General features: G+C 48.7%; 20 protein-coding genes. 15 read left to right on the top strand and 5 right to left on the bottom strand.

Going from position 1 to position 23,479, the window contains the following annotated elements:
• A complete protein-coding gene (locus GEV47_RS02500; RefSeq protein WP_228124531.1) occupies positions 1–474 on the top strand; it encodes a FimD/PapC C-terminal domain-containing protein in 474 nt (157 codons plus the stop codon).
• Positions 471–941, top strand: coding sequence for a Csu type fimbrial protein (locus tag GEV47_RS02505; RefSeq protein WP_194270556.1), 471 nt, complete (start codon positions 471–473; stop codon positions 939–941). Before GEV47_RS02500 ends, GEV47_RS02505 begins: the two co-directional genes overlap by 4 nt.
• Positions 942–1,028: 87 nt before the next feature.
• Here GEV47_RS02505 and aceB read toward each other — a convergent pair whose 3' ends face one another.
• Positions 1,029–2,627: a malate synthase A gene (aceB, locus tag GEV47_RS02510; protein ID WP_153233121.1), complete on the bottom strand. Its 1,599-nt coding sequence runs from the start codon at positions 2,625–2,627 to the stop codon at positions 1,029–1,031.
• 255 nt (positions 2,628–2,882) lie between these two features.
• On the opposite strand from aceB, the gene GEV47_RS02515 reads away from it, so the two are divergent.
• The gene (locus GEV47_RS02515; protein WP_153233122.1) at positions 2,883–3,788 is read left to right on the top strand and encodes a LysR family transcriptional regulator; all 906 of its coding nucleotides are present in this window, start codon (positions 2,883–2,885) and stop codon (positions 3,786–3,788) included.
• 115 nt (positions 3,789–3,903) lie between these two features.
• Here the strand turns inward: GEV47_RS02515 and GEV47_RS19680 are convergent, their stop codons facing one another.
• Entirely contained in the window at positions 3,904–4,026 is a 123-nt protein-coding gene (locus GEV47_RS19680) for a hypothetical protein (RefSeq protein WP_265588496.1), read from the bottom strand.
• Positions 4,027–4,121: 95 nt separating this feature from the next.
• Here GEV47_RS19680 and GEV47_RS02520 point away from each other — a divergent pair, with 95 nt between their 5' ends.
• Positions 4,122–4,838 (top strand): TerC family protein, encoded by a 717-nt coding sequence (locus GEV47_RS02520; protein ID WP_407646183.1) that lies wholly within the window; start codon positions 4,122–4,124, stop codon positions 4,836–4,838.
• A gap of 73 nt (positions 4,839–4,911) precedes the next feature.
• Here GEV47_RS02520 and GEV47_RS02525 read toward each other — a convergent pair whose 3' ends face one another.
• Positions 4,912–6,966: an OPT family oligopeptide transporter gene (locus GEV47_RS02525; RefSeq protein WP_153233123.1), complete on the bottom strand. Its 2,055-nt coding sequence runs from the start codon at positions 6,964–6,966 to the stop codon at positions 4,912–4,914.
• 239 nt (positions 6,967–7,205) lie between these two features.
• Between GEV47_RS02525 and GEV47_RS02530 the strand changes: the two genes are divergently transcribed.
• The 11 genes from GEV47_RS02530 to GEV47_RS02580 all read left to right on the top strand — a co-directional run bounded on the left by GEV47_RS02530 (position 7,206) and on the right by GEV47_RS02580 (position 21,861).
• Positions 7,206–7,763 (top strand): hypothetical protein, encoded by a 558-nt coding sequence (locus GEV47_RS02530; protein ID WP_153233124.1) that lies wholly within the window; start codon positions 7,206–7,208, stop codon positions 7,761–7,763.
• Positions 7,760–8,017, top strand: coding sequence for a hypothetical protein (locus GEV47_RS02535; protein WP_153233125.1), 258 nt, complete (start codon positions 7,760–7,762; stop codon positions 8,015–8,017). The genes GEV47_RS02530 and GEV47_RS02535 overlap by 4 nt, the downstream gene beginning before the upstream one ends.
• Before the next feature lie 121 nt (positions 8,018–8,138).
• Positions 8,139–10,199: a M3 family metallopeptidase gene (locus GEV47_RS02540; RefSeq protein WP_228124532.1), complete on the top strand. Its 2,061-nt coding sequence runs from the start codon at positions 8,139–8,141 to the stop codon at positions 10,197–10,199.
• Positions 10,200–10,480: 281 nt separating this feature from the next.
• Positions 10,481–12,583 carry an elongation factor G gene (fusA, locus tag GEV47_RS02545; protein ID WP_153233127.1) on the top strand — a complete coding sequence of 701 codons (2,103 nt, stop codon included), beginning with the start codon at positions 10,481–10,483 and terminating at the stop codon, positions 12,581–12,583.
• A 405-nt stretch (positions 12,584–12,988) separates the two neighbouring features.
• Positions 12,989–17,053 (top strand): Pls/PosA family non-ribosomal peptide synthetase, encoded by a 4,065-nt coding sequence (locus tag GEV47_RS02550; RefSeq protein ID WP_153233128.1) that lies wholly within the window; start codon positions 12,989–12,991, stop codon positions 17,051–17,053.
• A 99-nt stretch (positions 17,054–17,152) separates the two neighbouring features.
• A complete protein-coding gene (locus GEV47_RS02555) occupies positions 17,153–17,701 on the top strand; it encodes a YceI family protein (protein ID WP_194270557.1) in 549 nt (182 codons plus the stop codon).
• 59 nt (positions 17,702–17,760) lie between these two features.
• Complete coding sequence (locus GEV47_RS02560; protein ID WP_228124533.1) at positions 17,761–18,348, top strand: YceI family protein; 588 nt, start codon at positions 17,761–17,763, stop codon at positions 18,346–18,348.
• A 163-nt stretch (positions 18,349–18,511) separates the two neighbouring features.
• Complete coding sequence (locus tag GEV47_RS02565) at positions 18,512–18,865, top strand: hypothetical protein (protein ID WP_153233130.1); 354 nt, start codon at positions 18,512–18,514, stop codon at positions 18,863–18,865.
• 87 nt (positions 18,866–18,952) lie between these two features.
• Positions 18,953–20,317 (top strand): sensor histidine kinase, encoded by a 1,365-nt coding sequence (locus tag GEV47_RS02570; RefSeq protein ID WP_153233131.1) that lies wholly within the window; start codon positions 18,953–18,955, stop codon positions 20,315–20,317.
• Between the two features lie 248 nt (positions 20,318–20,565).
• On the top strand, positions 20,566–20,943 hold the full coding sequence (locus GEV47_RS02575; protein ID WP_153233132.1) for a hypothetical protein: 378 nt from the start codon (positions 20,566–20,568) through the stop codon (positions 20,941–20,943).
• A 144-nt stretch (positions 20,944–21,087) separates the two neighbouring features.
• Positions 21,088–21,861 carry a LytR/AlgR family response regulator transcription factor gene (locus tag GEV47_RS02580; protein WP_153233133.1) on the top strand — a complete coding sequence of 258 codons (774 nt, stop codon included), beginning with the start codon at positions 21,088–21,090 and terminating at the stop codon, positions 21,859–21,861.
• Here GEV47_RS02580 and GEV47_RS02585 read toward each other — a convergent pair.
• A complete protein-coding gene (locus GEV47_RS02585; RefSeq protein WP_153233134.1) occupies positions 21,848–22,495 on the bottom strand; it encodes an RBBP9/YdeN family alpha/beta hydrolase in 648 nt (215 codons plus the stop codon). The genes GEV47_RS02580 and GEV47_RS02585 overlap by 14 nt on opposite strands.
• A gap of 2 nt (positions 22,496–22,497) precedes the next feature.
• Positions 22,498–23,475 carry an EAL domain-containing protein gene (locus tag GEV47_RS02590; protein WP_153233135.1) on the bottom strand — a complete coding sequence of 326 codons (978 nt, stop codon included), beginning with the start codon at positions 23,473–23,475 and terminating at the stop codon, positions 22,498–22,500.
• Between the last annotated feature and the right edge of the window lie 4 nt (positions 23,476–23,479).

A 23,479-nucleotide genomic window follows, 5' to 3' on the forward strand; every position in this document is an offset into this window, starting at 1 on the left:
ATGCCAGGCATTGATATCTATTCCAACAACATCAAAGTGGGTACAACCGACAGTGCTGGCGTTGCCGTTATTCCTCGACTGATTCCTTACGTCGATAATAAGGTGAATCTGGATGACGCCAACTTGCCCATTTCCATGTCCCTGGATCTCGCACCGCAAACAATTGTCCCAATACCGCGTTCAGGCAGCTTGCTAAAGTTTGAGGTGGAACAAAACAAGAGCGCTACGTTGATTTTGAAAGATGAAGATGGTGAACCACTCCCTATCGGCACTCAGGTGCATCTCAAAGGCCATAGCGCCGTGCAGGAAGTGGCTTTGCATGGTGAGGTCTTCATTACTGAGATGAGCTTCCCTGCCACCGTTGTCATTGATATTGGTAAGCAGCACAGTTGCGAGATTCACATCGATGCTGCACCACCCAATCAGGACTTCCCCGTTTTAGGTCCGTATGTATGCCATGCAGAATCAATATGAAAAAACATTTGAAATGGTTTACCGTAATTTTTGCGCTGACCGCACCTTTAAGCGCGCATGCATTGCTTGCAGACTGCTCCGTAGCAGCAACCGGCATCAGCTTTGGTCCTTATGCATCGCCCGGAACTACGGGGATCACCAATCCTGGAGGCAATGTGGCGGTCACCTGTAACGGCTTGGGGCTGTTAGTCAGCTATACCATCACGCTTAGTGCCGGTAATGGCACCTTTGCGAATCGCCTGCTCAAATTAGGTAGCAATACTATCACTTACAATGTTTATTCCAATTCAACCTACACCCAAATATGGGGCGATGGGACATCAGGTACATCGACAATAAGCGACAGTTATATACTTTCTTTGGGTAGCGTTGTACGCAATTACCCTGCCTATGGCAGCATTCCCGGTGGCCAAAATAAGCCAGCTGGTACCTATAGTGACACCTTGACAGTGACGATTACCTACTAAAAATAACGACACAAACAAAAACAGCCGATCGAAAGACCGGCTGTTTTTTCATACATTAAAGACACAGCACGCCGTGTCCTTAAAAAATCAAATTTCTTCGTACAGCGGCAAAGTCAAGAATTCAGCAAATGATGCGGAAGTCGACATTTCTGCAAATATCGTCGCCGCACGGTCATATGTAGCACCATCACCAACCAAGCCCTTCACCTTCACCAATTCTTCCGGAATCATGGCCAATACCATCTCAGCGGTGACTTTTCTACCATCGTCCAGCACACCTTTAGTCGAGCGTATCCATTGCCAGACTTGTGCACGGCTGATTTCTGCAGTCGCCGCATCTTCCATCAAATTATGAATCGGTACGCAACCGTTACCATCCAGCCAGGCACCTAGATAGTGAATGCCGACATTGATGTTGTAGCGCAGGCCAGCTTCTGTGATCGGTGCTTCCGGTTTGAAATCGAGCAATTCTGTAGCGGTGACATTAACGTCAGGACGTTGTTTGTCGATTTGATTTAGTTTATCGCCCAATACTTTGGTGAATTCAGTCATTGCCAACTCAACTAAACCTGGATGAGCGACCCAACCACCATCGTAACCGTCGGTCGCGTCACGCGCTTTATCCGTACGCACGCCGCCCATAGCGATCTCGTTTTTAGCCGGATCGTTTTTGATAGGAATCAATGCTGCCATACCGCCAATCGCTGGCGCGTTACGTTTGTGGCAGGTCTTCAGCAACAACAAAGCGTATGAACGCATGAACGGTGCCGTCATTGTTACTTTGGCGCGATCAGCCAAACAGAAATCTTTGTCGAGTTTGAATTTTTTGATGCAAGAGAAAATGTAGTCCCAGCGACCTGCGTTCAGACCTGAACTATGTTCACGCAGTTCATACAAAATTTCGTCCATCTCAAACGCGGCCAAAATCGTTTCGATCAACACCGTTGCTTTGATAGTGCCTTGTGGCAGACCGAGTTCTGTTTGCGTCATGACAAAAATATCGTTCCACAAACGCGCTTCCAAATGCGATTCCATCTTAGGCAGATAGAAATAAGGACCAGCGCCGCGAGCTAATTGCTCTTTCGCGTTATGGAACATGAATAAAGCAAAATCGAAAATCCCGCCAGAGATGCGTTTACCATCAACCAGAACATGCTTTTCATCCAAATGCCAGCCACGTGGACGCACGATTAAAGTAGCAACTTTATCATTAAGTTTGTACGACTTGCCGTTCTGTTCCAATGCAATCGTTTTACGCACAGCGTCGCGCATGTTAATCTGACCAACGATTTGATTGCTCCATGTAGGAGCATTGGAATCTTCAAAATCGGTCATGTAACTATCGGCGCCAGAATTCAATGCATTGATCACCATCTTGCGATCAACCGGGCCAGTGATTTCAACGCGACGACATTCCAATGCAGCTGGAAGCGGAGCGATTTTCCAGTCACCATTGCGGATATGCGCAGTGTCGGCTAAAAAATCAGGGCGTTCACCGGCATCGAGGCGCTTAGCGCGCTCCACTCGCACGCCCAGCAATTCCTGGCGACGCGTTTCAAATGCGCGGCTTAATTTAGCCACCAATGTCAACGCATCGGGGGTCAAAATTTGTTCGTATCCCGGCGCAATCGCGCCTGTGATTTCCATTCCTGCAGGCAGGGTCAGTTGTGTTGTAGGTTGCGTCATAGATGCTCCAATAGTCTTTATATTTATCTCTGGTACGTCAAATTCAGGTATTGCAAACTCGTTCTACTCAAGCTAATCGGTTCACATTTTGCACAGCAGCATACTCATTATGGCAAAAACCGAATGGCTTTATCTAACTTTTACGCTATATAGTATATTTAAACTAAATCATCGTAGGTGAGATGATTTATCATTTGATCTATGCGTTTTAGTCACAAGTGAATTACCTCTATTTTACTTCTACCAACCATCGCCATGGACCAATTCAAACAAATTTCAACCTTTGTCGAAGTCACCTCCAAAGGTAGTTTGTCCGCAGCAGCGCGGGCCGAAGGAATCGCTCCGGCCATGATAGGAAGGCGGCTGGATGCGTTGGAGGAGCGTTTAGGCGTCAAGCTATTACAGCGAACCACACGTAAAATCGCCTTGACCAATGAAGGTGCCTCTTTTCTGGAGGATTGCCAGCGCATACTGGCAGAGCTGGAAGACGCCGAATCAGCGGTATCAGAGCGCAGCACGCATGCCAGCGGTCATTTAATGATTTCGGCACCAGCAGGCTTTGGTCGACAACACGTGGCGCCATTAATGCCATCCTTTTTAGCAGAACATCGGGATGTCACCATCACGTTGAATTTGAATGATCGTCTGGTGGACCTGATCGGCGAAGGTGTCGATGTCGCCATCCGCATTGCATCCCTATCCGATTCCAATCTGATCAGCACCAAACTGGCCGATAACCAGCGTGTGGTTGTCGCCTCGCCCGCCTATCTCAAGCGACATGGCAAGCCGGAGACTCTGGCCGATTTACAAAAACACAACTGCCTTGCCATGAGCAGTGAAAGTAATCAGCGCGGCTGGACCTTTCGTCAACATGGCAAAATCACTACGCTCAAAATCGCGGGCAATATGATCTGCAATGATGGACAGGTTTTGCATGATTGGGCGCTTAGCGGCAAAGGCTTGGCATGGCGTTCCATGTGGGAAGTCGGTAGCGCGATTGAGTCTGGGAAACTTGTCAGCGTGTTAGACGAATTCGCCGCGCCCGGCAATGATATATACGCGGTGTTCGCACAGCGACAACATTTGCCTTTGAGAATACGGGTGTTTGTTGATTTTTTGCGCCGCACTTATGCGCAAGCCGATTACTGGCGCAATGGATAAGTTGATAAAACCACCCAGTATGCGGCGTTGCTGTAGTAAAATAACGTTCTTTCGTATTGAACACACTCAATACAAACCCTCCAAAGGGGAGTAGCTCCTAAACGTTGCAAGCACATTAATTGTGCATGTCGCAACGTTTTGCAAGGTAGTCGTCATCACGGATCAAGCGTAAAACATCACACTTGCACCCGGTTACCTTGGCAATCGCCAGATTGTTGAGCAAGACCTTTGTCAGCATGGTATCCATGCAGGCATTGCGTCGACTGTTCTCCTCGCTATCCTGTTGTTTCCATGCTGTTGGGGCTTTTTTGACCTTTTATGGATGGAACTTATATGGATTTCACAACGATTTTAACGACGCTAGGCTTAGCTGAATTGAGCATGGCGACTTTTTTCACCGCATTACTTTCCATTGTGGTGATTGATCTGGTACTCGCCGGTGACAACGCGATCGTGATTGCCATGGCAGCCCGCAATTTGCCCGAACACTTGCGAAAAAAAGCAATTTTATGGGGTACGGCGGGTGCCGTTATCATGCGCATATTGATGACCATCGCAGTGGTCTGGTTATTGAAAATTCCAGGCCTGCTATTGATAGGTGGCGTTGCTTTATTGTGGATTGCTTATCGCTTGCTGACACAATCAGGAGAAAAAGAAAGTCATGGCGGCGGCGTCACCACCATGGCAGCGGCGTTAAAAACCATTATCATCGCCGATACTGTCATGGGCATTGATAATGTGCTGGCGGTCGCTGGTGCAGCGCACGGCAGCATGTTTTTGGTCATCGCCGGTTTGTTGATTTCAGTACCAATCATGGTGTGGGGATCAACGGTGGCGTTGAAATTAATCGAAAAATTCCCGGTGACGATCTATATCGGTGCGGCGATTTTGGTGTACACGGCGATGCAGATGATCGTAAAAGAACCAGTGATTGCCGGATTTTGGGCAAACTTCCCGTGGTTGAGTTATGTTGTGCAAATTGTCGGCATGGTCGGCATACTTGGCGGCGGTTGGATGGTTGCTAAAGGAAAAAATACGGCAACGAATTAATTAATAAAGCACAAAAAAAGAGCCAGACTGTGATTAACAGTCCGGCTCTTTTCATTTCACGGTCAACTTTACATTACGCCGTACGTGCAGCCAATACGCGTCGCGCAAAAGCAAACGCCACCAGCACAAACACGATCAATCCCAACCATTGCGCGTTTGTTTCAAAGCTATCGCCAACCAACGCTAGTGGCGCTTCTTTGCCACTAAAACCGATGATACCCGCCATCAGAACGCCGATCAAACTTTCACCGACAATCAAACCCGATGCAATCAATACGCCACGCTGGTTTGCTGCTTCTGAATACTCTGCATACGGTATGCCGCGTTGGGCTGCGCGTTTTTTCAAGATGCGTTCAATAATCCACGCCAACACAGCACCCACCACTAATACTGAAGCCACCGTTGGCGGCAAATAAATACCAATACCGACCGCCATCACTGGCAGGCGTGCTACACCACCGCGACGCTTCAAGATGCCATCAATGATGATCATCACGATACCCAATGCGGCACCAACTACAATCATGTTCCAGTTCAACTGATGGGTAAAAATCCCGGTCGCAATCGCAGTCATTAACGTCGCTTGTGGGGCCGATAAGGCTTGACCAACATCCATGCTTGCACGTGGCATGGCACCGGCAAAACCGTAGGCGTTATACAGCAACTCCAATACCGGAGGAATCACTAATGCACCGGCAACGCACCCGATCAGCAAGGCAACCTGCTGTTTCCACGGCGTCGCACCAACCAGCCAGCCGGTTTTTAAATCCTGCAAATTATCGTTAGCAATCGCCGCCACTGCCACCACCGCTGAGGTAGTAAAAATAGCCAACGCTATACCCAACTGCCTGCCTGATTCCGTCGCCAATAAGCCATCCCCGCTAGAAATGACCAACAGCAGCAGAGACACCATCACCACGGCGACAATACCAACACCCGAAATCGGGCTCGCGGAAGAGCCAATCAAACCGGCCATATAACCGCATGCAGCAGCAATCAAAAAGCCAAAGATAAAAGCAAAAATGACACCATAAGCTACCAAACCCCACATCGTGGCAGCAGTTAATGGTTCAGGGCTTAAAAATGCGCCGAATGTCGCCGCCAAAATCGCCACCAACACCAAGGTAATAGCGATGATCCATTTCGGCGACATATCGCGTTCGGTGCGTGGAATATCGATGCGATCTACGCTGCTGCTGATCGCTTTGAAAGAAGTTTTGACACCTTCGACCATAGGCTTGAACAATGTCGCCAAGGTCCAGATGGCCGCGACACCAATAGTCCCGGCGCCGATGAAACGTACCTCTTTACTCCAGATCCCGGTCGCATATTTAGCTATTGCCATTCCATCGGGAATACTGTGCATGGATGTCAGCACAGGAACCGCAACACCCCATGCAATTAATAATCCTATCAGCATTGCAATACCGGCAACGATGCCGATCAGGTAACCAGCCCCCAATAAAGCTAACGAAAATCCCATCGGCAGACGCACCACCGCGGCGCCGGCCGAGAACCATAAATTAATACCATCGCCAAGAACCCGTAAACCGCTGGATGCAAAGCTCACCACCGCTGCGACAATCCCGCCAGCCATGATGTCCGCCATACCAGTTGCCGCCACCCTGGAAGATTTTTCACCGTTGGCAATCTCATCGACGACAGCGTTAGCACTACCCACACGCAAAATCTCTGCAGCAGCAACGCCTTCCGGATACGGCAAATTACCCTGCACCACCATCGCATGACGCAACGGAATGGTGAACATCACGCCCAGCATACCGCCAGCTGCACAGATACCCAGTGTTTGCCAGAACGGGAACCCTTGCCAATGCCCCATCATCACCAGCCCCGGCAAAATGAAAATAATCGCCGATAAAGTTCCGGCAGCCGATGCTTGCGTTTGCACCATATTATTCTCAAGAATATTGGCGTCCTTAAACGCACGCAATATCGCCATGGAAATCACTGCGGCTGGAATCGCCGACGAAAAAGTCAAACCGACTTTTAAACCTAAATAGACATTTGAAGCAGTAAAAACAATAGTGATTAAAGCGCCGAGAATCACACCACGAAACGTCAGTTCCGGTAGAGTCACTGCATCGGGAATACGATCATATTTAGCCATCACAGCTCTTTCTCGAAAATTGCAAAAGCAGAATTATGCGCGATTATGTACAAAATATGCGCACGGTCACAACATTCAAATAGCATCAGCGTCGTTTGATTGCATTTTTTGCCAATTTTCGATATCTACGGCGTAGTGGTGAGTCTAATAAATCAACAGATATGCAGAGACGATTGACACTTGAGCAACAACTTAATAACAATGCTCCCGCAATTCATAATTTTTAGCTAGGAAAAACGATGTTGAGACAACTACTCAAGGAATCCTGGTTATTCAAGTCCGGCATCATCGTCCTGATCGCCGGACTGGTCGCACTTTACATGGGGCTGGCTGGAGAAAAAGCCCTGCCGCTACAAGCACTACAGGTACAAAATGCTACTGTCACCAAAGTCGTTGACGTGGTTGAAAGACGCAAACGTAGTGTCGTCCACGAATGGTTTGAATTGACCGCCGAACAAAACGGCGCGGCGGTTGTGTGGCGTATTGATTCCTCGACAATCGATCAAAATGTTGTCAATAGCCTCATTGGCACATCTGTAAAAGCGTGGATCAATTTGGATAATGAAAACGAAATTTATCAGATCGAAGTGAATGGGAAAATACTGGTCGCTTACAGCCAGACGCGCCGATATCACAAGATCAGAACGCTAGAAGATCTTTATCTGGCTTACTTCATGATAATACTAGGTACATTGATGATGACAAGCGCGGCACTACTATTGCGGTATCAAATGCGTAGTCAGACAGCGATAACGAATAACCAGACGGACAAAGCCAAACGAGGTGGCGCAAAATGAAATTTCTAAAGCTGACAGTAGGAAATCATCAAATCATGCATGGCTTCGACCAGGACAATAAAGAAATAATAGAAACCGTTAGCGTCGAAAATCCAATCACCAAGCTCATTGCGATTGATCGTATCCAATCAATTAGCGAGAAATTTATCCTCACGACTTATGCGGATCGATTAATTTACTGGGAATATGAAGAGCGCTTTGAAGATGTCATTTCGAGACTTGATAAGTTGGAACTTGCAATACTCATCAAATAGTATTGAAGCCACAACGACATCACTGTATGTTGGCGCAGTTTTATTTTTGTATATCGCAAGAAACTATTTCCGCTAGCGTATTAGAATAGGCATCCCAAAATACACTTGGATGCCTAACGTCATGCTCAATACCCTTGTAGCGAATCCGCTTTTGCAAGACTGGAATACCCCGTATAACTTGCCGCCGTTTGACTTAGTAAATGCGGAAGATTTTGTCCCTGCGCTTGAAGTCGCCTTACCTGAACATCTGGCTGAAATTGATGATATTGCCAGTAATGTTGACGCCCCGAATTTTGAAAATACGCTGGCCGCTTTTGACGCGTCAGGACGCGCATTCAATCGCATTAGTTATTTATTTGAAAATTTAGCCGCCAGCGAAACTTCACCAGCTCTACAAGCTGCTGAATTAGAACTAGCCCCACGTCTGGCAGCACACAATAATGCCATCTATATGCACGCAGGATTATTTGCGTGTATAGATGCGTTGCACGCGCAACGCTCTTCACTGGATCTTCATCCTGAACAATTGCGTTTGTTAGAACGCGTCCATCTGGATTTTGTGCTGGCCGGAGCAAAATTGCCTGTCGCAACAAGAGCGCGTTATGGCGAAATCATGGAGCAATTGGCTGCGCTCTATACACAATTCACCCAAAACGTCTTGGCGGATGAAGCCGGCTTCGTGCTGGAATTAAAAGGTGAAGCGGATTTAGCTGGCCTACCTGATTTTCTTCGAGCATCGGCAAAATCTGCAGCGCAGCAGCATAAGCTAGCTGAAGGAAGTTATGCTATGACATTGTCTCCTTCGCTGACAGAGCCATTTTTGGCCTTCTCCGCCCGACGCGATTTACGTGAAGCAGTATGGCGCGCGCGCCTGGCACGCGGCGCACATGCCGGCAAGCATAACAACCTCCCTATCGCCGCGCAAATCATCGCTCTGCGTCAAGAACAAGCGCAATTGCACGGCTATCCAACGTACGCCGACTATCAATTAATCGATCGGATGGCGGATAACCCGGAAGCGGTGCTTGAACTGCTAGTCAAGGCATGGGAGCCAGCCAAAGCCAAGGCTGCAGAAGACCGAAAAGCGCTGACAGAAATGGCGCAATCTTTGGGTGAGCCGACACCGATCGCTGCATGGGATTGGCCATATCTGGCTGAGAAAGTCCGCCAGGCACGTTACGATCTTGATGATGCCGAGATCAAGCCTTACTTTGAGCTAAACAACATGATCAGCGCCATGTTCGATTGCGCCCACCGCTTATTTGGCATTTCGTTTGTCGAGAAAAAGGGAATCCCGCTGTACCACCCTGATGCGCGTTTATGGGAGGTACGCAATCGTGATGACGTTTTGATTGGCATATTCATCGGTGATAATTTTGCCCGTGCTACTAAACGCAGCGGAGCCTGGATGAATGAATTCCGCGCCCAGTCCGGTTATCAATCACCAGACAATCGCGGCACGCTGCCTATCATCATTAATAACAACAACTTTGCCAAAGCCGACCCTGCTCTGCTCAGTTTTAACGATGTCACCACCTTATTTCACGAATTCGGTCACGGCCTGCATGGCTTGTTATCACAAGTGAAATATGAACGATTGGCTGGCCCGCGTGTATTGCAAGATTACGTAGAGCTGCCTTCACAGATTTTCGAAAACTGGGCTGAAGAAGAAAGCGTGCTGAACCGTTTTGCGCGTCACTATCAAACGGGTGAAGCCATGCCAGCTGCCTTGCTGGAAAAACTGAAAAAAGCGCGTCAATTCAATCAAGCCTGGTCCACCATCATGTACGCCGGGCCAGCACTAATTGATATGGCGCTACATTCGCTACCAAATGGCACCGCCGTCGATATCGCGGCATTTGAAGCTGAACAATGCAAACTATTGGGCATACCAGAAGATATCGGCCAGCGTCATTATTTGTCTCATTTCAAGCATCTGTTCGCGGGACCTAGCTACGCCGCTGGCTATTACGTCTATATGTGGGCAGAAGTATTGGATGCCGATGGCTACAATGCCTTCATAGAAGCCGGTGATCCGTTCGATCCGGCCACGGCTGAACGTTTATACAAATACGTATACAGTGCTGGGAACAAGCAAGAACCGGCAGCCGCTTACCGTGCTTTCCGTGGGCGCGATCCTAAGGTAGAGCCAATGTTGGCGAAGCGTGGATTAATTGCTTAATTGCGCGTTTTTTCCTCTCCCAAAAGCGGGAGAGGATGCGCGCAATAATTAAAAATAATGCTCTTGTTTTACGTATAGCTATCCACATATAGGCAATCAGATTTCAAGGAACCATCATGCGTACCTATGACAAGTTGATTAATAGAATTCGTGTCGGTCAAAGGACTGGTGGCTTGCTACGCTCCTTTGACCATGCTGTGGACAGCTCTGACTCATTGAAATAAATGTAGCCAAAACCGTCCTCTAGCAAGCCTTCTAATCACACTTTAAAAGGCACTGTCATGACACGTAAAACTCCGATTGCCCTCTATCGCAATATAGGCATCAGCGCGCATATCGATGCGGGCAAAACTACCACTACTGAACGCATTCTGTTCTACACCGGCGTCAAACATAAAATTGGCGAAGTCCACGATGGCGCTGCGACCATGGACTGGATGGAACAAGAACAAGAACGCGGCATCACCATTACCTCTGCTGCCACCACCGCCTTCTGGAAAGGTATGGCAAATAACTTTGTCGAACACCGCATCAATATCATTGATACGCCAGGCCATGTCGACTTCACGATTGAAGTCGAACGTTCTATGCGTGTGCTTGATGGCGTGGTGATGGTGTACGACGCTGTTGGTGGCGTGCAGCCACAATCGGAAACAGTCTGGCGACAAGCCAATAAATATGCGGTGCCACGGATCGCTTTCATCAACAAGATGGACCGGGTCGGGGCCAATTTTTTACGCGTGCGTGAGCAGATTATTGAACGGCTCAAAGGTCTGCCCGTACCTATTCAACTGCCTATCGGTGCAGAGGATAATTTCCAGGGCGTGATCGATCTGGTCAAAATGAAAGCCGTTATCTGGGATGAAGCCAGTCAGGGCGTGGTGTTTTTTTATCGTGAAATTCCGACAGAAATGGCCGCGCAAGCACAAGAATGGCATGACAAGATGGTAGAGCAAGCCGCCGAAGCAACGGAAGAAATGACCGAGAAATATTTGAACGGCGGCACTCTGACGGAAGAAGAAATCATCCATGGTCTGCGACTGCGTACCATCAAGAATGAAATCGTTCCGATGCTGTGCGGCAGTGCTTTTAAAAATAAAGGCGTGCAAGCGATGCTGGACGCGGTGGTGCAATATCTGCCCTCGCCGTTAGACGTTCCATCCATTAAAGGACATGATGAAAACAATCAAGAGATAGAACGCCATCCAAGCGATGACGAACCCTTCTCCGCCCTCGCCTTCAAAATCATGACGGATCCGTTTGTCGGCCAATTGACTTTTTTCCGCGTCTATTCCGGCGTGGTCAATTCTGGCGATCAGGTCTACATCCCGACCAAAGGCAAGAAAGAACGCCTGGGCCGTATATTGCAAATGCACGCCAACGAGCGCAAGGAAATCAAAGAAGTCTATACGGGCGACATTGCCGCTGCGGTGGGTTTAAAAGATGTCACTACGGGCGATACTTTGTCCGATCCAGAACACGTGATTATCCTGGAACGCATGGTTTTTCCTGAGCCGGTGATTTCGCAAGCGGTGGAACCGAAAACCAAACCCGATCAAGAAAAGATGGGGATTGCACTCAATCGTCTGGCGCAGGAAGACCCCTCTTTCCGCGTCCACACCGATGAAGAATCCGGTCAAACCATCATTTCCGGCATGGGTGAATTGCATCTGGAAATTCTGGTTGATCGCATGCGTCGCGAATTCAATGTCGAAGCCACGGTCGGCAAACCGCAAGTTGCCTATCGCGAAACGATTACCAAGGAAGTCGATGATGTGGAAGGTAAATTCGTCAAGCAATCCGGCGGACGCGGCCAATATGGGCACGTGGTATTGAAACTGGAACCATTAGAACCCGGCAAAGGCTATGAGTTTGTCGATGCAATTAAAGGCGGCGTAGTGCCGCGTGAATTTATACCGGCCGTCGACAAAGGTATTCAAGAAACCCTGAAAAGCGGTGTGCTGGCGGGCTATCCGGTGGTCGACGTCAAAGTTACGCTGACCTTTGGTTCGTATCATGATGTCGATTCCAACGAAAATGCCTTCCGCATGGCAGGCTCAATCGCTTTCAAAGAAGGCATGCGTAAAGCCAGTCCGGTATTGCTGGAACCGATGATGCAAGTCGAAGTGGAAACGCCTGAAGAGTATATGGGCAACGTGATGGGCGACTTGTCATCCCGGCGCGGCATGGTGCAAGGTACCGCTGATATAGCCGGTGGCGGCGGCAAAACCATACGCGCTGAAATCCCGCTGTCGGAAATGTTTGGGTATTCCACTACTTTGCGTTCCTTATCCCAAGGACGGGCGACGTACACGATGGAGTTTAAACATTATGCGGCGGTGCCTAAGCATATTTTGGATCAGATAGCGGTTCAGAAGAAATAAGCAAGTATAAAAAATGCCCTGAATTTTCAGGGCATTTTTTTATGCGATCATGACACTGATCGAAGCGACCTTAAATGATTTTTTAAATCTAAAAATACCGTATCTTTTTCAAAGATATCTGTTCCGGCAATGCTGTCTTCGATGAACGCATCAGAAAACTCCGCCAATATCGCTTTAATCTTGCCACCGCCGAGTATCCAAACAAGTATCCATTTCTTTATTCTTTATTTTTTCACGCAACAAAAATGAATATTGTCAAATAATTACATATCAAACACTGTACGACGTTGTTAAATTGACGACACTAATATGTGAAACCTTTGCAATCATACCAAGTCGCCACCTAGGCACATACTCGCGTGTTAACATCAAGCATTCTTCATAGCAGAGCCAGCGATTTTATACATGACACAACCCATGCTTACCGATATTGCGACAGGAACAATTGGAAATGCGACGCAAAGCAATATTCTTTTTGGCGCATCACAACCTGAATTAATACGCAATGAAGTACTTGCCGATTTACTCGAAGCCAGCGCAATGCGCGCACCGCACCAGATTGCCTTAATTTTTGGCGAACGTCAGGTTAGTTATCAAGAACTTAATCAAACTGCCGATTTTGCAGCATCGCGACTGATTGCCGCAGGTGTACGTCCAGGCCATATTGTTGGCCTTTGGTTACCGCGCGGAATAGATTTATTAATCATGCAAGCCGCCATCGCCAAAGCTGGCGCAGCGTGGCTGCCACTGGATGCAGATACGCCAGTCGAACGTATCGCGGTTTGTCTGGAGGATGCTAATTCTCCAGGCATCGTCAGCTGTGAACAATTTGCTCCGCGCCTGGCAGAGCTTGGTCGTAGCGTGTGGACGGCAGAACATCTGCTACAGGACTTATTACAAGACTCCCCGGACTCACCGCAGATTTCATTACAAAGACGTAGCGGCGTCCGTGGCGATCACCCTGCATATGTGATTTACACCTCCGGTTCAACTGGCAAGCCGAAAGGGATCGAAATCACCCAAGGCAGCATTTGCCATTTCCTGCGCAGTGAAAATGCCGTGCTTGGCATACGCAGCACAGATCGCGTGTATCAAGGCTTCTCAGTAGCCTTCGACATGTCCTTCGAGGAAATCTGGATCAGTTATCTGGTTGGCGCGACCTTGTGGATTGCTCCCAAAGAACTGGCATCCGATCCCGAAGCCTTGCCACGCGCTTTGGCAGATAACCATGTCACCGTATTACATGCAGTGCCCACATTATTAGCCTTGTTCAATCAGGATATTCCGAGTTTGCGTTTAATCAATCTCGGCGGTGAGATGTGCCCTGAAGCGCTGGTTAATCGCTGGGCGAAGCCGGGGATACAGGTGTTTAACACTTACGGCCCGACTGAAGCCACGGTGTCTGCCAGTCTGGCCGAGTTGCATGCCAATGAACCGGTCACCATCGGTTCGCCGTTGCCGAACTATGGCATGTTGGTGATCAGCACCGCGATAGAGAATGGACTGAGCTTAATGCCGCGCGGTGAAGTCGGTGAGTTATGCATCACCGGCCCTGGTGTCGCCGCTGGTTATTTGGGTCGTCCGGATTTGACTGCCGAAAAATTCTTGACCAATCCGTGGGCGTCGGGAGAGCACGATAGCCGTTTATACCGTACCGGCGATTTAGCGCGGATCGAAACCGATGGCCGTGTTCAGTGCCTGGGTCGCACTGACGATCAAGTCAAAATCCGTGGATTTCGCGTCGAGTTAGGCGAAATCGAAGAAGTGTTAGCACGACAACCCGGTGTCGGCACCGTCGCCGTGGTGTTGCGTAATGACGATGGCATCGACCAGTTGATCGCGTTCATCGTTCCGGAAACCGGCACGACCATTGTTCCCGCCACTCTGCGAGCGGCGCTCGGCGAACGTTTGCCGCCATACATGGTGCCTGGACATTTTGAGAGCATGACGGAAATGCCGCGCTTAACCTCCGGAAAAATCGATCGTAAAGCGCTCAAAGCCCGACCGTTGACCGTTGCCCACGCCGCGGATATGGTTGGTTCTGATATTCCGGAAACCCCAGCCGAAGAAGCCCTGTTTGCAGCTGTCGCCAAACTATTTCCGGGACAAGCAATTTTGCGCGATGCCGATTTCTTTAGCGATCTCGGCGGTCACTCTTTATTAGCCGCCCGTCTGGCATCGGCTTTACGTAGCGATCCGCGCTTCGCCCACATCACTGTCCGCGACATTTATATGAATCGGGTTATTGCTCGCATCGCTGACGTATTGGCAGAAACACCTGCCGCGGCTGCCGCTGTCGATACGAGTTGGGTTACCCCGCCGACCTGGAAACGCTGGATATGTGGTGCTGCGCAATTAGCTACAGTGCCTTGGCTAGTGGCTTTGCGCATGATGCAATGGCTGGCCCCATTTTTCACTTATCACTTCTTCACGGGTGATCCGGGGCAATCTATCCCACGTGCGATTATGCTATCGACTGGGGTATTTTTGCTGGCAACACTATTGGAGTTTGCGGTGGCCATTGCCGCCAAATGGATCATCCTGGGTCGACTCAAACCCGGACGTTATCCATTGTGGGGCCTCACCTACTATCGCTGGTGGCTGACAGATCGCCTGGTTGAAGCAGCACCCGCCTATCTCCTGAGTGGATCCTCCCTATACACCTGGTGGTTACGGGCACTGGGCGCCCGTATTGGCGCTGAAGCGTTAATCGGTTCGATCACGATACGCGCACATGATTTATTACACATTGCAGACGGCGTCAGCATTGGTAATGCCGTCAATCTGGAAAATGTCCGGGTAGAGCACGGTGAGCTGCGCGTCGGCAGCATTACGTTAGCACACGAGTCTAATATCGGTTCTTACGCCGTCCTTGAAGGCAATACCAGCATAGCTGCGTTTGGCCATTTGGAAGGCCAGTCAGCTTTAAGCGATGGCCAACACGTGCCTGCCGGCCGTATCTGGACCGGATCGCCAGCGCGCGATATCGGTGCTTTTGATTCAAGCAGTATGCCAGCACGCCCGGCGCTCACGCGCAAACGCCAGATTGGTGAAGCGATCTTTTTCTTTTTTGGTGCTTTGCTGATAACCACCTTGTTCTTCATGCCAGTCTTTCCTAGCTTTATTTTGATCGACTGGTTGGATGATTACGACAAATTTCCATGGTTGCAAAGTAATGACCCTATTTTTCAGTTGACCAAATATTTCGTCATGGCCTTCCCTGCGACGGCAATATTGATCGTTTGTACCGCGTTACTTTCTGCCGGAATTCGTTGGGTATTTTTACCGCGCCTGAAACCCGGAAGCTGGCCTGTACATAGCAATACATATTGTCGTAAATGGCTAGTCAATCAAATCCAGGAATCAAGCTTAAGTGTTCTGCATGGTGTATATGCCACCGTCTTTGCACCTTATTGGTACCGTTTGCTCGGCGCCAAAGTCGGACGCGGCGCAGAAATCTCCACCGCGTTGGGCGTGGTACCTGACATGCTGACCTTGGGCGACGAAACCTTTATCGCCGACGCGGTGCTGTTGGGCGATGAGCAAATTGACGGCGGTTGGATGCGCATGCAACAAACGGTGATTTCCCGCCGCAGTTTTGTCGGTAACGGTGCCTACGTTCCTGATGGCACAATCTTGCCAGAAAATGTACTGATCGGCGTCTATTCACGCGTACCTGATAACGACAAAATGCGCAGTGGCGATACCTGGTTAGGCTCGCCGCCTATCAATTTACCGGCACGCGAAGAAACCAGTGGCTTCCCTGAACACCTCACTTTCCGTCCATCCAAACGACGCCGCCTGGGCCGCGGATTGGTCGAAGCCTTCCGCATTATTGCGCCGCATGCCATCGTCATTGCTGTTGGTTATACCGTCGTGCTGGATTTAATGCCGCTCGCTGGCGCAGGCAATTGGGATGAAGTCGTTGAGTTATTGACACTGGCTGGTTTGTTGTACGGTGTTGGGACATTCTTCTTTGTCGCAGCACTCAAATGGCTGTTAATCGGACGTTATAAAAAACACAGCATCCCAATGTGGACGCCATTTGTCTGGGTATCCGAAGCAGTGACTACTTTGTATGAAGGTATTGCCGTTCCGAATCTCTCCAGCTATTTACGCGGTACGCCGTGGCTGCCTATCGCTTTCAATTTGCTAGGATCAAAAATTGGGCGCGGGGTCTATCTCAACACCACAGACATTACCGAATTCGATTGCGTCACCATCGGAGATCACAGCGAATTAAATGCATCATCCTGTCCACAAACGCATTTATTTGAAGATCGCGTCATGAAGGTCGATCACGTCACTATCGGCAGCCGCGTTTATATGGGGCCTCGCTGCTTTGTCTTATATGGCGCAGAGGTGGAAGACAATGCCAAACTGGGTGCGCTAACCCTGATCATGAAAGGTGAGCACATTCCGGCAGGATCTAGCTGGCGTGGATGCCCTGCAGCACCGACACGTGATTAATTGAAGGCTTCCCTGCCCGAAATGTGGGAGAGGGAAGAAAATCTGGGCCCAAAAACGCTTATGCATACAAAAAACTGGAAGCGCAGGCTATTATCAACAATGCTACTTACCGCATTGAACGCCTCCAGTTTTGCCGTCGATCATTACAAAATCGATGCCGATCACACTGCCACGTCCTTTCAATATAGTCGTTGGGGTTTCTCGATGCAGCATGGTAGCTTTGATAATACCAGCGGCTTCATCGAGATTGATCCTGATACCAAAACTGGTACTATCGATATAGATATCAGCACCGCTTCCGTCAACACCGGTAGCGATGCGGTCAATCGAACCCTGCGCTCAAGCGTTTTTTTCGATTCGAAACGTCATCCTGATATTCGCTTTATCTCATCCCGCTTAATATTCGATGGCGACGTTTTGAAACAAGTCGAGGGCAATCTGACCATCAAAGGTATTACACATCCGGTTACGCTGGGAGTAGATCATTTCAATTGTGGCTCCATACTCATTAATGGCAAACGAACTTGCGGTGCCAATGGAGCGCTTAAGATTTTACGGAGTGATTACAACCTCGGTCGTTATGTTCCTTTTTTGAGCGATGCAGTGACCTTTAGCATTGTCGTTGCGGCAATAAAAGACTCTCCATAAAGAAGGCTTCCCTAACCCAGTTGTGGCAGGGCGAGGAAAATCTGGGAGAAGAAACTCTTATGTATACAAAAAATTGGAAGCGCGGGCTATTATCAGCAATGCTACTTACGGCATTGAGCGGCCCCAGCTTCGCCGTCGACCATTACAAAATCGACCCTGATCACACCTTCACGTCCTTTGAGTACAGTCATTGGGGCTTGTCGGTACAGCGCGGCCGCTTTGACAACATCAGCGGTTCTATCGCGATTGATCCTGATGCCAAAACTGGCACTATTGACATCAACATCGACACCGCTTCCGTCAACACAGGCAGCGATGCATTCAATCAAACCCTGCGTTCGAGTGATTTTTTCGATGCGGAACATCATCCCGATATCCACTTCATTTCATCCCGCTTAGTATTCGATGGCGACGTCTTAAAACAGGTCGAGGGCAATCTGACCGTCAAAGGCGTCACACATCCGGTTACGCTGGAAATCGATCATTACAGTTGCCGCTTCATGTTCATTTATGGCAAACAAGCTTGTGGTGCCAATGGTGCGGCAGAGATTTTGCGTAGCGACTATAACCTCGGACGTTATGCCCCTTTTGTGAGTGATGCGGTGACCTTGCATATTGTCGTTGAGGCAATTAAAGACTATCCATAAGTATTAAAAAGCTCATCATTCTGCGCCGCGCACCTACCGCTCATCCCATTTTTCTTCCATTCATCCCATCATTTCTGCACACTATCGCAATCACATGGTGCATGCCCGCCATCTTCCCTAAAGTGAGATCACGCAATAACAATCTCAACTGAAAGGAAGCAAAATGAACACATCACTTAAATCCTTGGGCCGCTTAGAAACTATCCTCTTTGCTGTTACTGGTGTTCTCATGGTCAGCTTAGTTTTAGCTTCAGGTTTGTCTGCCGCAGAAACATCTGCACCAAATACAACAAGCGCAGCGAACAGCGCCTCAACAACCCAGCAATTTACAACTTTGCCACCAGTGACTATCGTTGCAAAACGTTTAACTCCACAACAAAAAGTGATGTTGGCAAATCAAGACCATCCACTCCCTATCGTGACCATTGTTGGCAAACGCGTTACCAATTTGCCTGCAGTGGTTGTGGTCGCGAAACGTCTTGAAAAAGATCAACAAATACAATTAGCACAACGCTAGGTTGCACATAAATCTGTCATGTAAGATAGTCAAAAGAAATTGTTAAACAAAATTATTAAAACCGTTATTACTTTCTATAAAAATAAAATGGACAAGAACTCACCTACCTCGCTGAAACTTACTTCGCACGACATTGGCCGATGGTTGTTACAAGCTAGTGATCGCATTGCAACCTGGGTGACGCAATTATCATGGTGGAAGTTTTTCTTGTTCGGCATCTTGTTTCTGATTGCCGGTGCAATCGTTGACAGCACCCTTTTCACTTCCAGCACAAAATCGGTAGTAGTGAAAACAGGTGCCAGCCACAAAGATATTGCAAAAGCGATTGAACGTGAAAGAAGCATCTCCATAGACGATAACGGTGTGCGTATTGGCAAACCAGGTTCGCCAGGCGGCATTTCTATCGATGATAGTGGCGTCCATGTTGGCATGGCACCTCCACCATCGGACGCATCGGCATCTGCAGACGCATCTGTGCCACCAGCTCCACCAGCTCCCCCTTCTGTAAAGGAAGCAAGCCCTGATGAGAGCAATGCGGATGAGGACGTGATATCTAAAGTCGCTGATGCCAAAGCGAAAATTGCCGATGCCAAGGAAAAAATGGCCGAAGCAAAATCCAAATTAACAGGCGAAGACGATGATGGGCCGGAGTTCAGCTACCACATCCAATCCTCAAACTGGTTCATGAATTTTATCTGGCTGCTATTGCTGGCGTTATTCGGCACCAAGCTCCTGATGGGCGGCAAAAAACGGGCAGAGGTCAAAGCACAAGTAGCAACTGCCGCCGCCGAGCACGCCAACCTGCAGCGCGAAGTATCAGAAGCAAAAATGCAAATGATGCAAGCCCAAGTGGAACCGCATTTCTTGTTCAATACATTAGCCTCAGTCGCGCATTTAATTGAAACCGATCCGCCACGTGCTTTCAAGATGCAAAACCGCTTGATCCAGTATTTACGCGCCGTGTTGCCGCAAATGCGTGAAACGGCCACCATCACCAATTTAGGACGTGAAGCGGATATCGCAAAGGCCTATCTGGACTTGTTAAAAATGCGGATGGAAGAACGATTGATAGTTGATTTCGCCGTACCAGATGGCTTACGCAGCGCAGCGTTCCCGCCGATGATGTTGCAATCGCTGGTAGAAAACGCCATCAAACACGGTCTGGAATGCAAACCGGAAGGCGGCACACTGCGGGTATTTGCTGAAGTCAGCCACAACAAACTGCGTGTCAGCGTCGCCGACAACGGCATGGGCTTTGGTGTTGTACCAAGCAACAGCACTGGCCTTGGACTGCAAAGCATTCGTGACCGACTGAAACTATTACACGGTGATCTGGCACAACTGATCATTACTCCTAATAGCCCTAGTGGTGTCTGTGCCTGCATAGAAGTGCCATATCAGTTGGCTACTGCAAGTAACGGCAATGGCAACGGTCAGACTAGCGGCAACTAAAATGCACTGACATAGCCATCTCAAGTATCCCTGTTCGTCCTGAATAGATGTTTTTATCTACTCAGGACTTTTTTATATCTCGGCGTATCCTGACTAGCAGTCAAGCTCATCGCGCCTTTTTGGAATACCATAACGGTATCAGAATTAGTAGCGCTAATTAGCGTTAGTGCCACTTGATTCCATGTGCGATTTTCAGCATGCCAAATCGTCCGTGGCTTCTCATTGCATGCGTTTTTTCGTAACGAATTATGCACAAGAAGCATTCACCGCTGCAAATGTGCCTCTATCTGATAGGCACCATCATCCTGCTTGCAGGCTTAGCGGGGGCTGGTTTCGTTTATCACTCTTCTACCAATGACAATAGCGAAGCCGTCGGCTATGTCATTGCGGGCGGGCATGTATATGCACTCACCACCGATGAGTCCAAAGGCTATCTTCGTAATATGGAACTTTATGGTGGCACAACCGCCGTTATCCTGGATCGATTTAATCGCTGGCTAGTCGGCCTGGGGCAAGGAAAGTGGCATGCCTATCTGCTGGCGATGCTGTCAATCGCTGTCGCTTTTGGGTTTTATTTTGCGGCTAATCATCTGACGAATGGAGCAACTGAGGATCAAGATGGCTAAGAGTTAAGTTGCAGTATGCTGGCACTCAGATTTGAGTCTAACTTTAAGCTCGGTTTCTGTCATTTCGGCGCACACATTCCCATATTCCAAAACCCAAAAATAGAATAATATTGTTAGCTTCACATTCTACAATTCACCCGCCCTATGCCAACCGCCATCATCGCCGACGACGAACGATTAATGCGTGACCAACTGCGCTTGCGCTTAGAACAAATCTGGCCGGAGCTTGATATTGTCGGGGAAGCAAAAAATGGCGACGAGGCGATAGAATTGGTGCAGCAACATGAGCCTGATTTCACTTTCCTCGACATCCGTATGCCAGGTAAAAACGGGATCGAAGCAGCACAAGTCATCGGCACACAGAGTCACATTGTATTCATTACCGCTTATGACCAATATGCGGTTGAAGCATTCGAACAAGGCGCAGTCGATTATGTGTTGAAACCGGCCGAACCGGCACGGCTATCACTCACCGTTGAACGCTTGAAAAAACGCCTGAATGCAAACCAAAATACAAACAATACGCCTAACGACATGAGCGCGATGTTGTCGCAAATAGCACAAAAAATGGGTATTGCTGCGCCGGCGACGCAATATTTGAAATGGATACAAGCTAGCGTAGGTCAGCAAATACGCTTGATCCCGGTGGAGGAAATTCTGTTTTTCAAATCGGATGAAAAATACACCAGCGTACAAACTGCGCAATATGAAGCCTTGATACGCAAGCCGGTGCGCGATCTGGCAGAAGAACTCAACCCGGAATTATTTTGGCAAATTCACCGGTCGACCCTCGTCAATGTCAATGCGATAGATGGTGTTACCCGAGATATCCGTGGGCGACATTTAGTACTGATCAAAAACAATTCGACAAAACTGGAAGTCAGTCGCAGTTTCATTCATTTATTTAAGCAGATGTAAATTCTGTTCGATATCTTTTTGCGGATGACGGATTGACCTCTCCTCCACCCGCAAAGTATGGGCTTGCCGCTGATTCAGCATTTATCCGCTGCACCAGGCGCTGCAACAAGGCTTGTCCATATAACCAATCACCCAAATTCGACTCGGCATTAACATGTCCCAAGGTGCCGACATTAATCATTTCAGCGCCCCATATTTTTGACCATTTCAAGGCGTGATTAATTTCCATCCACGGGTCATTCATGCTGGCAACTAGTAAAGTGGGAAAAGGTAATGATGTATATACCTCGTCGCTGACGCTGAATTTATCAGGATCTGCCGGAGCAACCAGCAACGCACCTGCAACCAGGTCACGCAACAATGGCGTATCAGCCAAGGCACTGTGCACTGTCGTCAAACAACCGAAACTGTGCGCTACCAGCAAGACTGGTTTGTCAGTTAATTTGGGCTGATGCAGCACTTGCCGTAAACGTTGCGACCATACGGCAATGGCTGGCGCATCCCAACGATCTTGCTCCACTCTTTCGAAATGTGGATACAACCGTTGCCAACGCGATTGCCAATGCTGCGGTCCGCTATTGTTCAAGCCCGGCACTATCAACACACGAAAATCTGATAAGGATAGGCTGCCCATGGTCATGCCACTTTGTGAGGTGGAGCGTTATTAACTTCATTAACATCGATAGCAAGCTCTTCTGACGATGCGGTATTTGGCGTTGCAGAAAACGCATGTAAAGCAGCTTGCGGCAAATCCCAGAAATAGCCTTGTCCAACAAGTTGTGCACCGGTTTCTTGCAAAGCCTTGCGTCCGACTCTCTGCAAATGATCCACATCATGCTGCTTTTCTATGCGTGTAAACACCAGCTGAATATTGCGTTCTTGTGTGAGTTTCAACAACCGTAGAATTTGCGCATCATTTTCCGAGCTACTTAGATTGCGATTGCTCAGCTTGAGCACATCTGGCCGCACGCGCTCCAGCAAACTATACGCTTCAGAAATACTGCTAGCCTGCACTGCCAATCTGAAGTGATTGCGTCGATAATTATCGATGACATAGTTCAGATAACTATCTTGAGAAGGCGCAATGCTAGGCAGTTGCAGCACAATACGCTCATGCGGCAAATCCAATAACTTTAATATTCGCCGAAATGCCATTCCATGATTGCTGTCAACTCCGGCTAACAAACGTTCATGAATGCTTAGATAAAGGTCGGCATGCGGCAGCGCGAAAGCGTTTGCCTGACGATAAAAATTGATCGCATGCAGCATGCGGCATAAACGATCAAGTTCAATCGATTCATCATCACTAGCGGCTTTATCGAGTAATTTCGATAAATACAGACCATTGTCAGTCGCCGAATAACTATGTGCAAAACCTTCGTAAGCGACAATGGCATGGTTGCTTACGGCAGATTCCCCTGTCACGCTGATCTTCCGTATCGGTTGAAAAACGCTGGTTAGCGTAGCGTTAAAATAACGCCCTTGCGCCCGCCCGGCAGCATCTAACCACACACGACTGCCATGATCTTCACCGACAGAATTTAATGTATGCGCCGCGTTATCTTGCAAATGATGCAGGCGTGCCAAATATTGTTCTAAGGCGGGAAATGACATGAAA

Origin of the sequence: Glaciimonas soli, from assembly GCF_009497155.1 — a bacterium.
Classification (GTDB): Bacteria; Pseudomonadota; Gammaproteobacteria; order Burkholderiales; family Burkholderiaceae_D; genus Glaciimonas; species Glaciimonas soli.

What these genes read in the sequence shown, in the direction of transcription:
- GEV47_RS02500 (WP_228124531.1), top strand. Translation starts at nt 1, where the DNA reads ATGCCAGGCATTGATATCTATTCCAACAACATCAAAGTGGGTACAACC.
- GEV47_RS02505 (WP_194270556.1), top strand. Translation starts at nt 471, where the DNA reads ATGAAAAAACATTTGAAATGGTTTACCGTAATTTTTGCGCTGACCGCA.
- aceB (WP_153233121.1), bottom strand. Translation starts at nt 2,627, where the DNA reads ATGACGCAACCTACAACACAACTGACCCTGCCTGCAGGAATGGAAATC.
- GEV47_RS02515 (WP_153233122.1), top strand. Translation starts at nt 2,883, where the DNA reads ATGGACCAATTCAAACAAATTTCAACCTTTGTCGAAGTCACCTCCAAA.
- GEV47_RS19680 (WP_265588496.1), bottom strand. Translation starts at nt 4,026, where the DNA reads ATGCTGACAAAGGTCTTGCTCAACAATCTGGCGATTGCCAAGGTAACC.
- GEV47_RS02520 (WP_407646183.1), top strand. Translation starts at nt 4,122, where the DNA reads ATGGATTTCACAACGATTTTAACGACGCTAGGCTTAGCTGAATTGAGC.
- GEV47_RS02525 (WP_153233123.1), bottom strand. Translation starts at nt 6,966, where the DNA reads ATGGCTAAATATGATCGTATTCCCGATGCAGTGACTCTACCGGAACTG.
- GEV47_RS02530 (WP_153233124.1), top strand. Translation starts at nt 7,206, where the DNA reads ATGTTGAGACAACTACTCAAGGAATCCTGGTTATTCAAGTCCGGCATC.
- GEV47_RS02535 (WP_153233125.1), top strand. Translation starts at nt 7,760, where the DNA reads ATGAAATTTCTAAAGCTGACAGTAGGAAATCATCAAATCATGCATGGC.
- GEV47_RS02540 (WP_228124532.1), top strand. Translation starts at nt 8,139, where the DNA reads ATGCTCAATACCCTTGTAGCGAATCCGCTTTTGCAAGACTGGAATACC.
- fusA (WP_153233127.1), top strand. Translation starts at nt 10,481, where the DNA reads ATGACACGTAAAACTCCGATTGCCCTCTATCGCAATATAGGCATCAGC.
- GEV47_RS02550 (WP_153233128.1), top strand. Translation starts at nt 12,989, where the DNA reads ATGACACAACCCATGCTTACCGATATTGCGACAGGAACAATTGGAAAT.
- GEV47_RS02555 (WP_194270557.1), top strand. Translation starts at nt 17,153, where the DNA reads ATGCTACTTACCGCATTGAACGCCTCCAGTTTTGCCGTCGATCATTAC.
- GEV47_RS02560 (WP_228124533.1), top strand. Translation starts at nt 17,761, where the DNA reads ATGTATACAAAAAATTGGAAGCGCGGGCTATTATCAGCAATGCTACTT.
- GEV47_RS02565 (WP_153233130.1), top strand. Translation starts at nt 18,512, where the DNA reads ATGAACACATCACTTAAATCCTTGGGCCGCTTAGAAACTATCCTCTTT.
- GEV47_RS02570 (WP_153233131.1), top strand. Translation starts at nt 18,953, where the DNA reads ATGGACAAGAACTCACCTACCTCGCTGAAACTTACTTCGCACGACATT.
- GEV47_RS02575 (WP_153233132.1), top strand. Translation starts at nt 20,566, where the DNA reads ATGCACAAGAAGCATTCACCGCTGCAAATGTGCCTCTATCTGATAGGC.
- GEV47_RS02580 (WP_153233133.1), top strand. Translation starts at nt 21,088, where the DNA reads ATGCCAACCGCCATCATCGCCGACGACGAACGATTAATGCGTGACCAA.
- GEV47_RS02585 (WP_153233134.1), bottom strand. Translation starts at nt 22,495, where the DNA reads ATGGGCAGCCTATCCTTATCAGATTTTCGTGTGTTGATAGTGCCGGGC.
- GEV47_RS02590 (WP_153233135.1), bottom strand. Translation starts at nt 23,475, where the DNA reads ATGTCATTTCCCGCCTTAGAACAATATTTGGCACGCCTGCATCATTTG.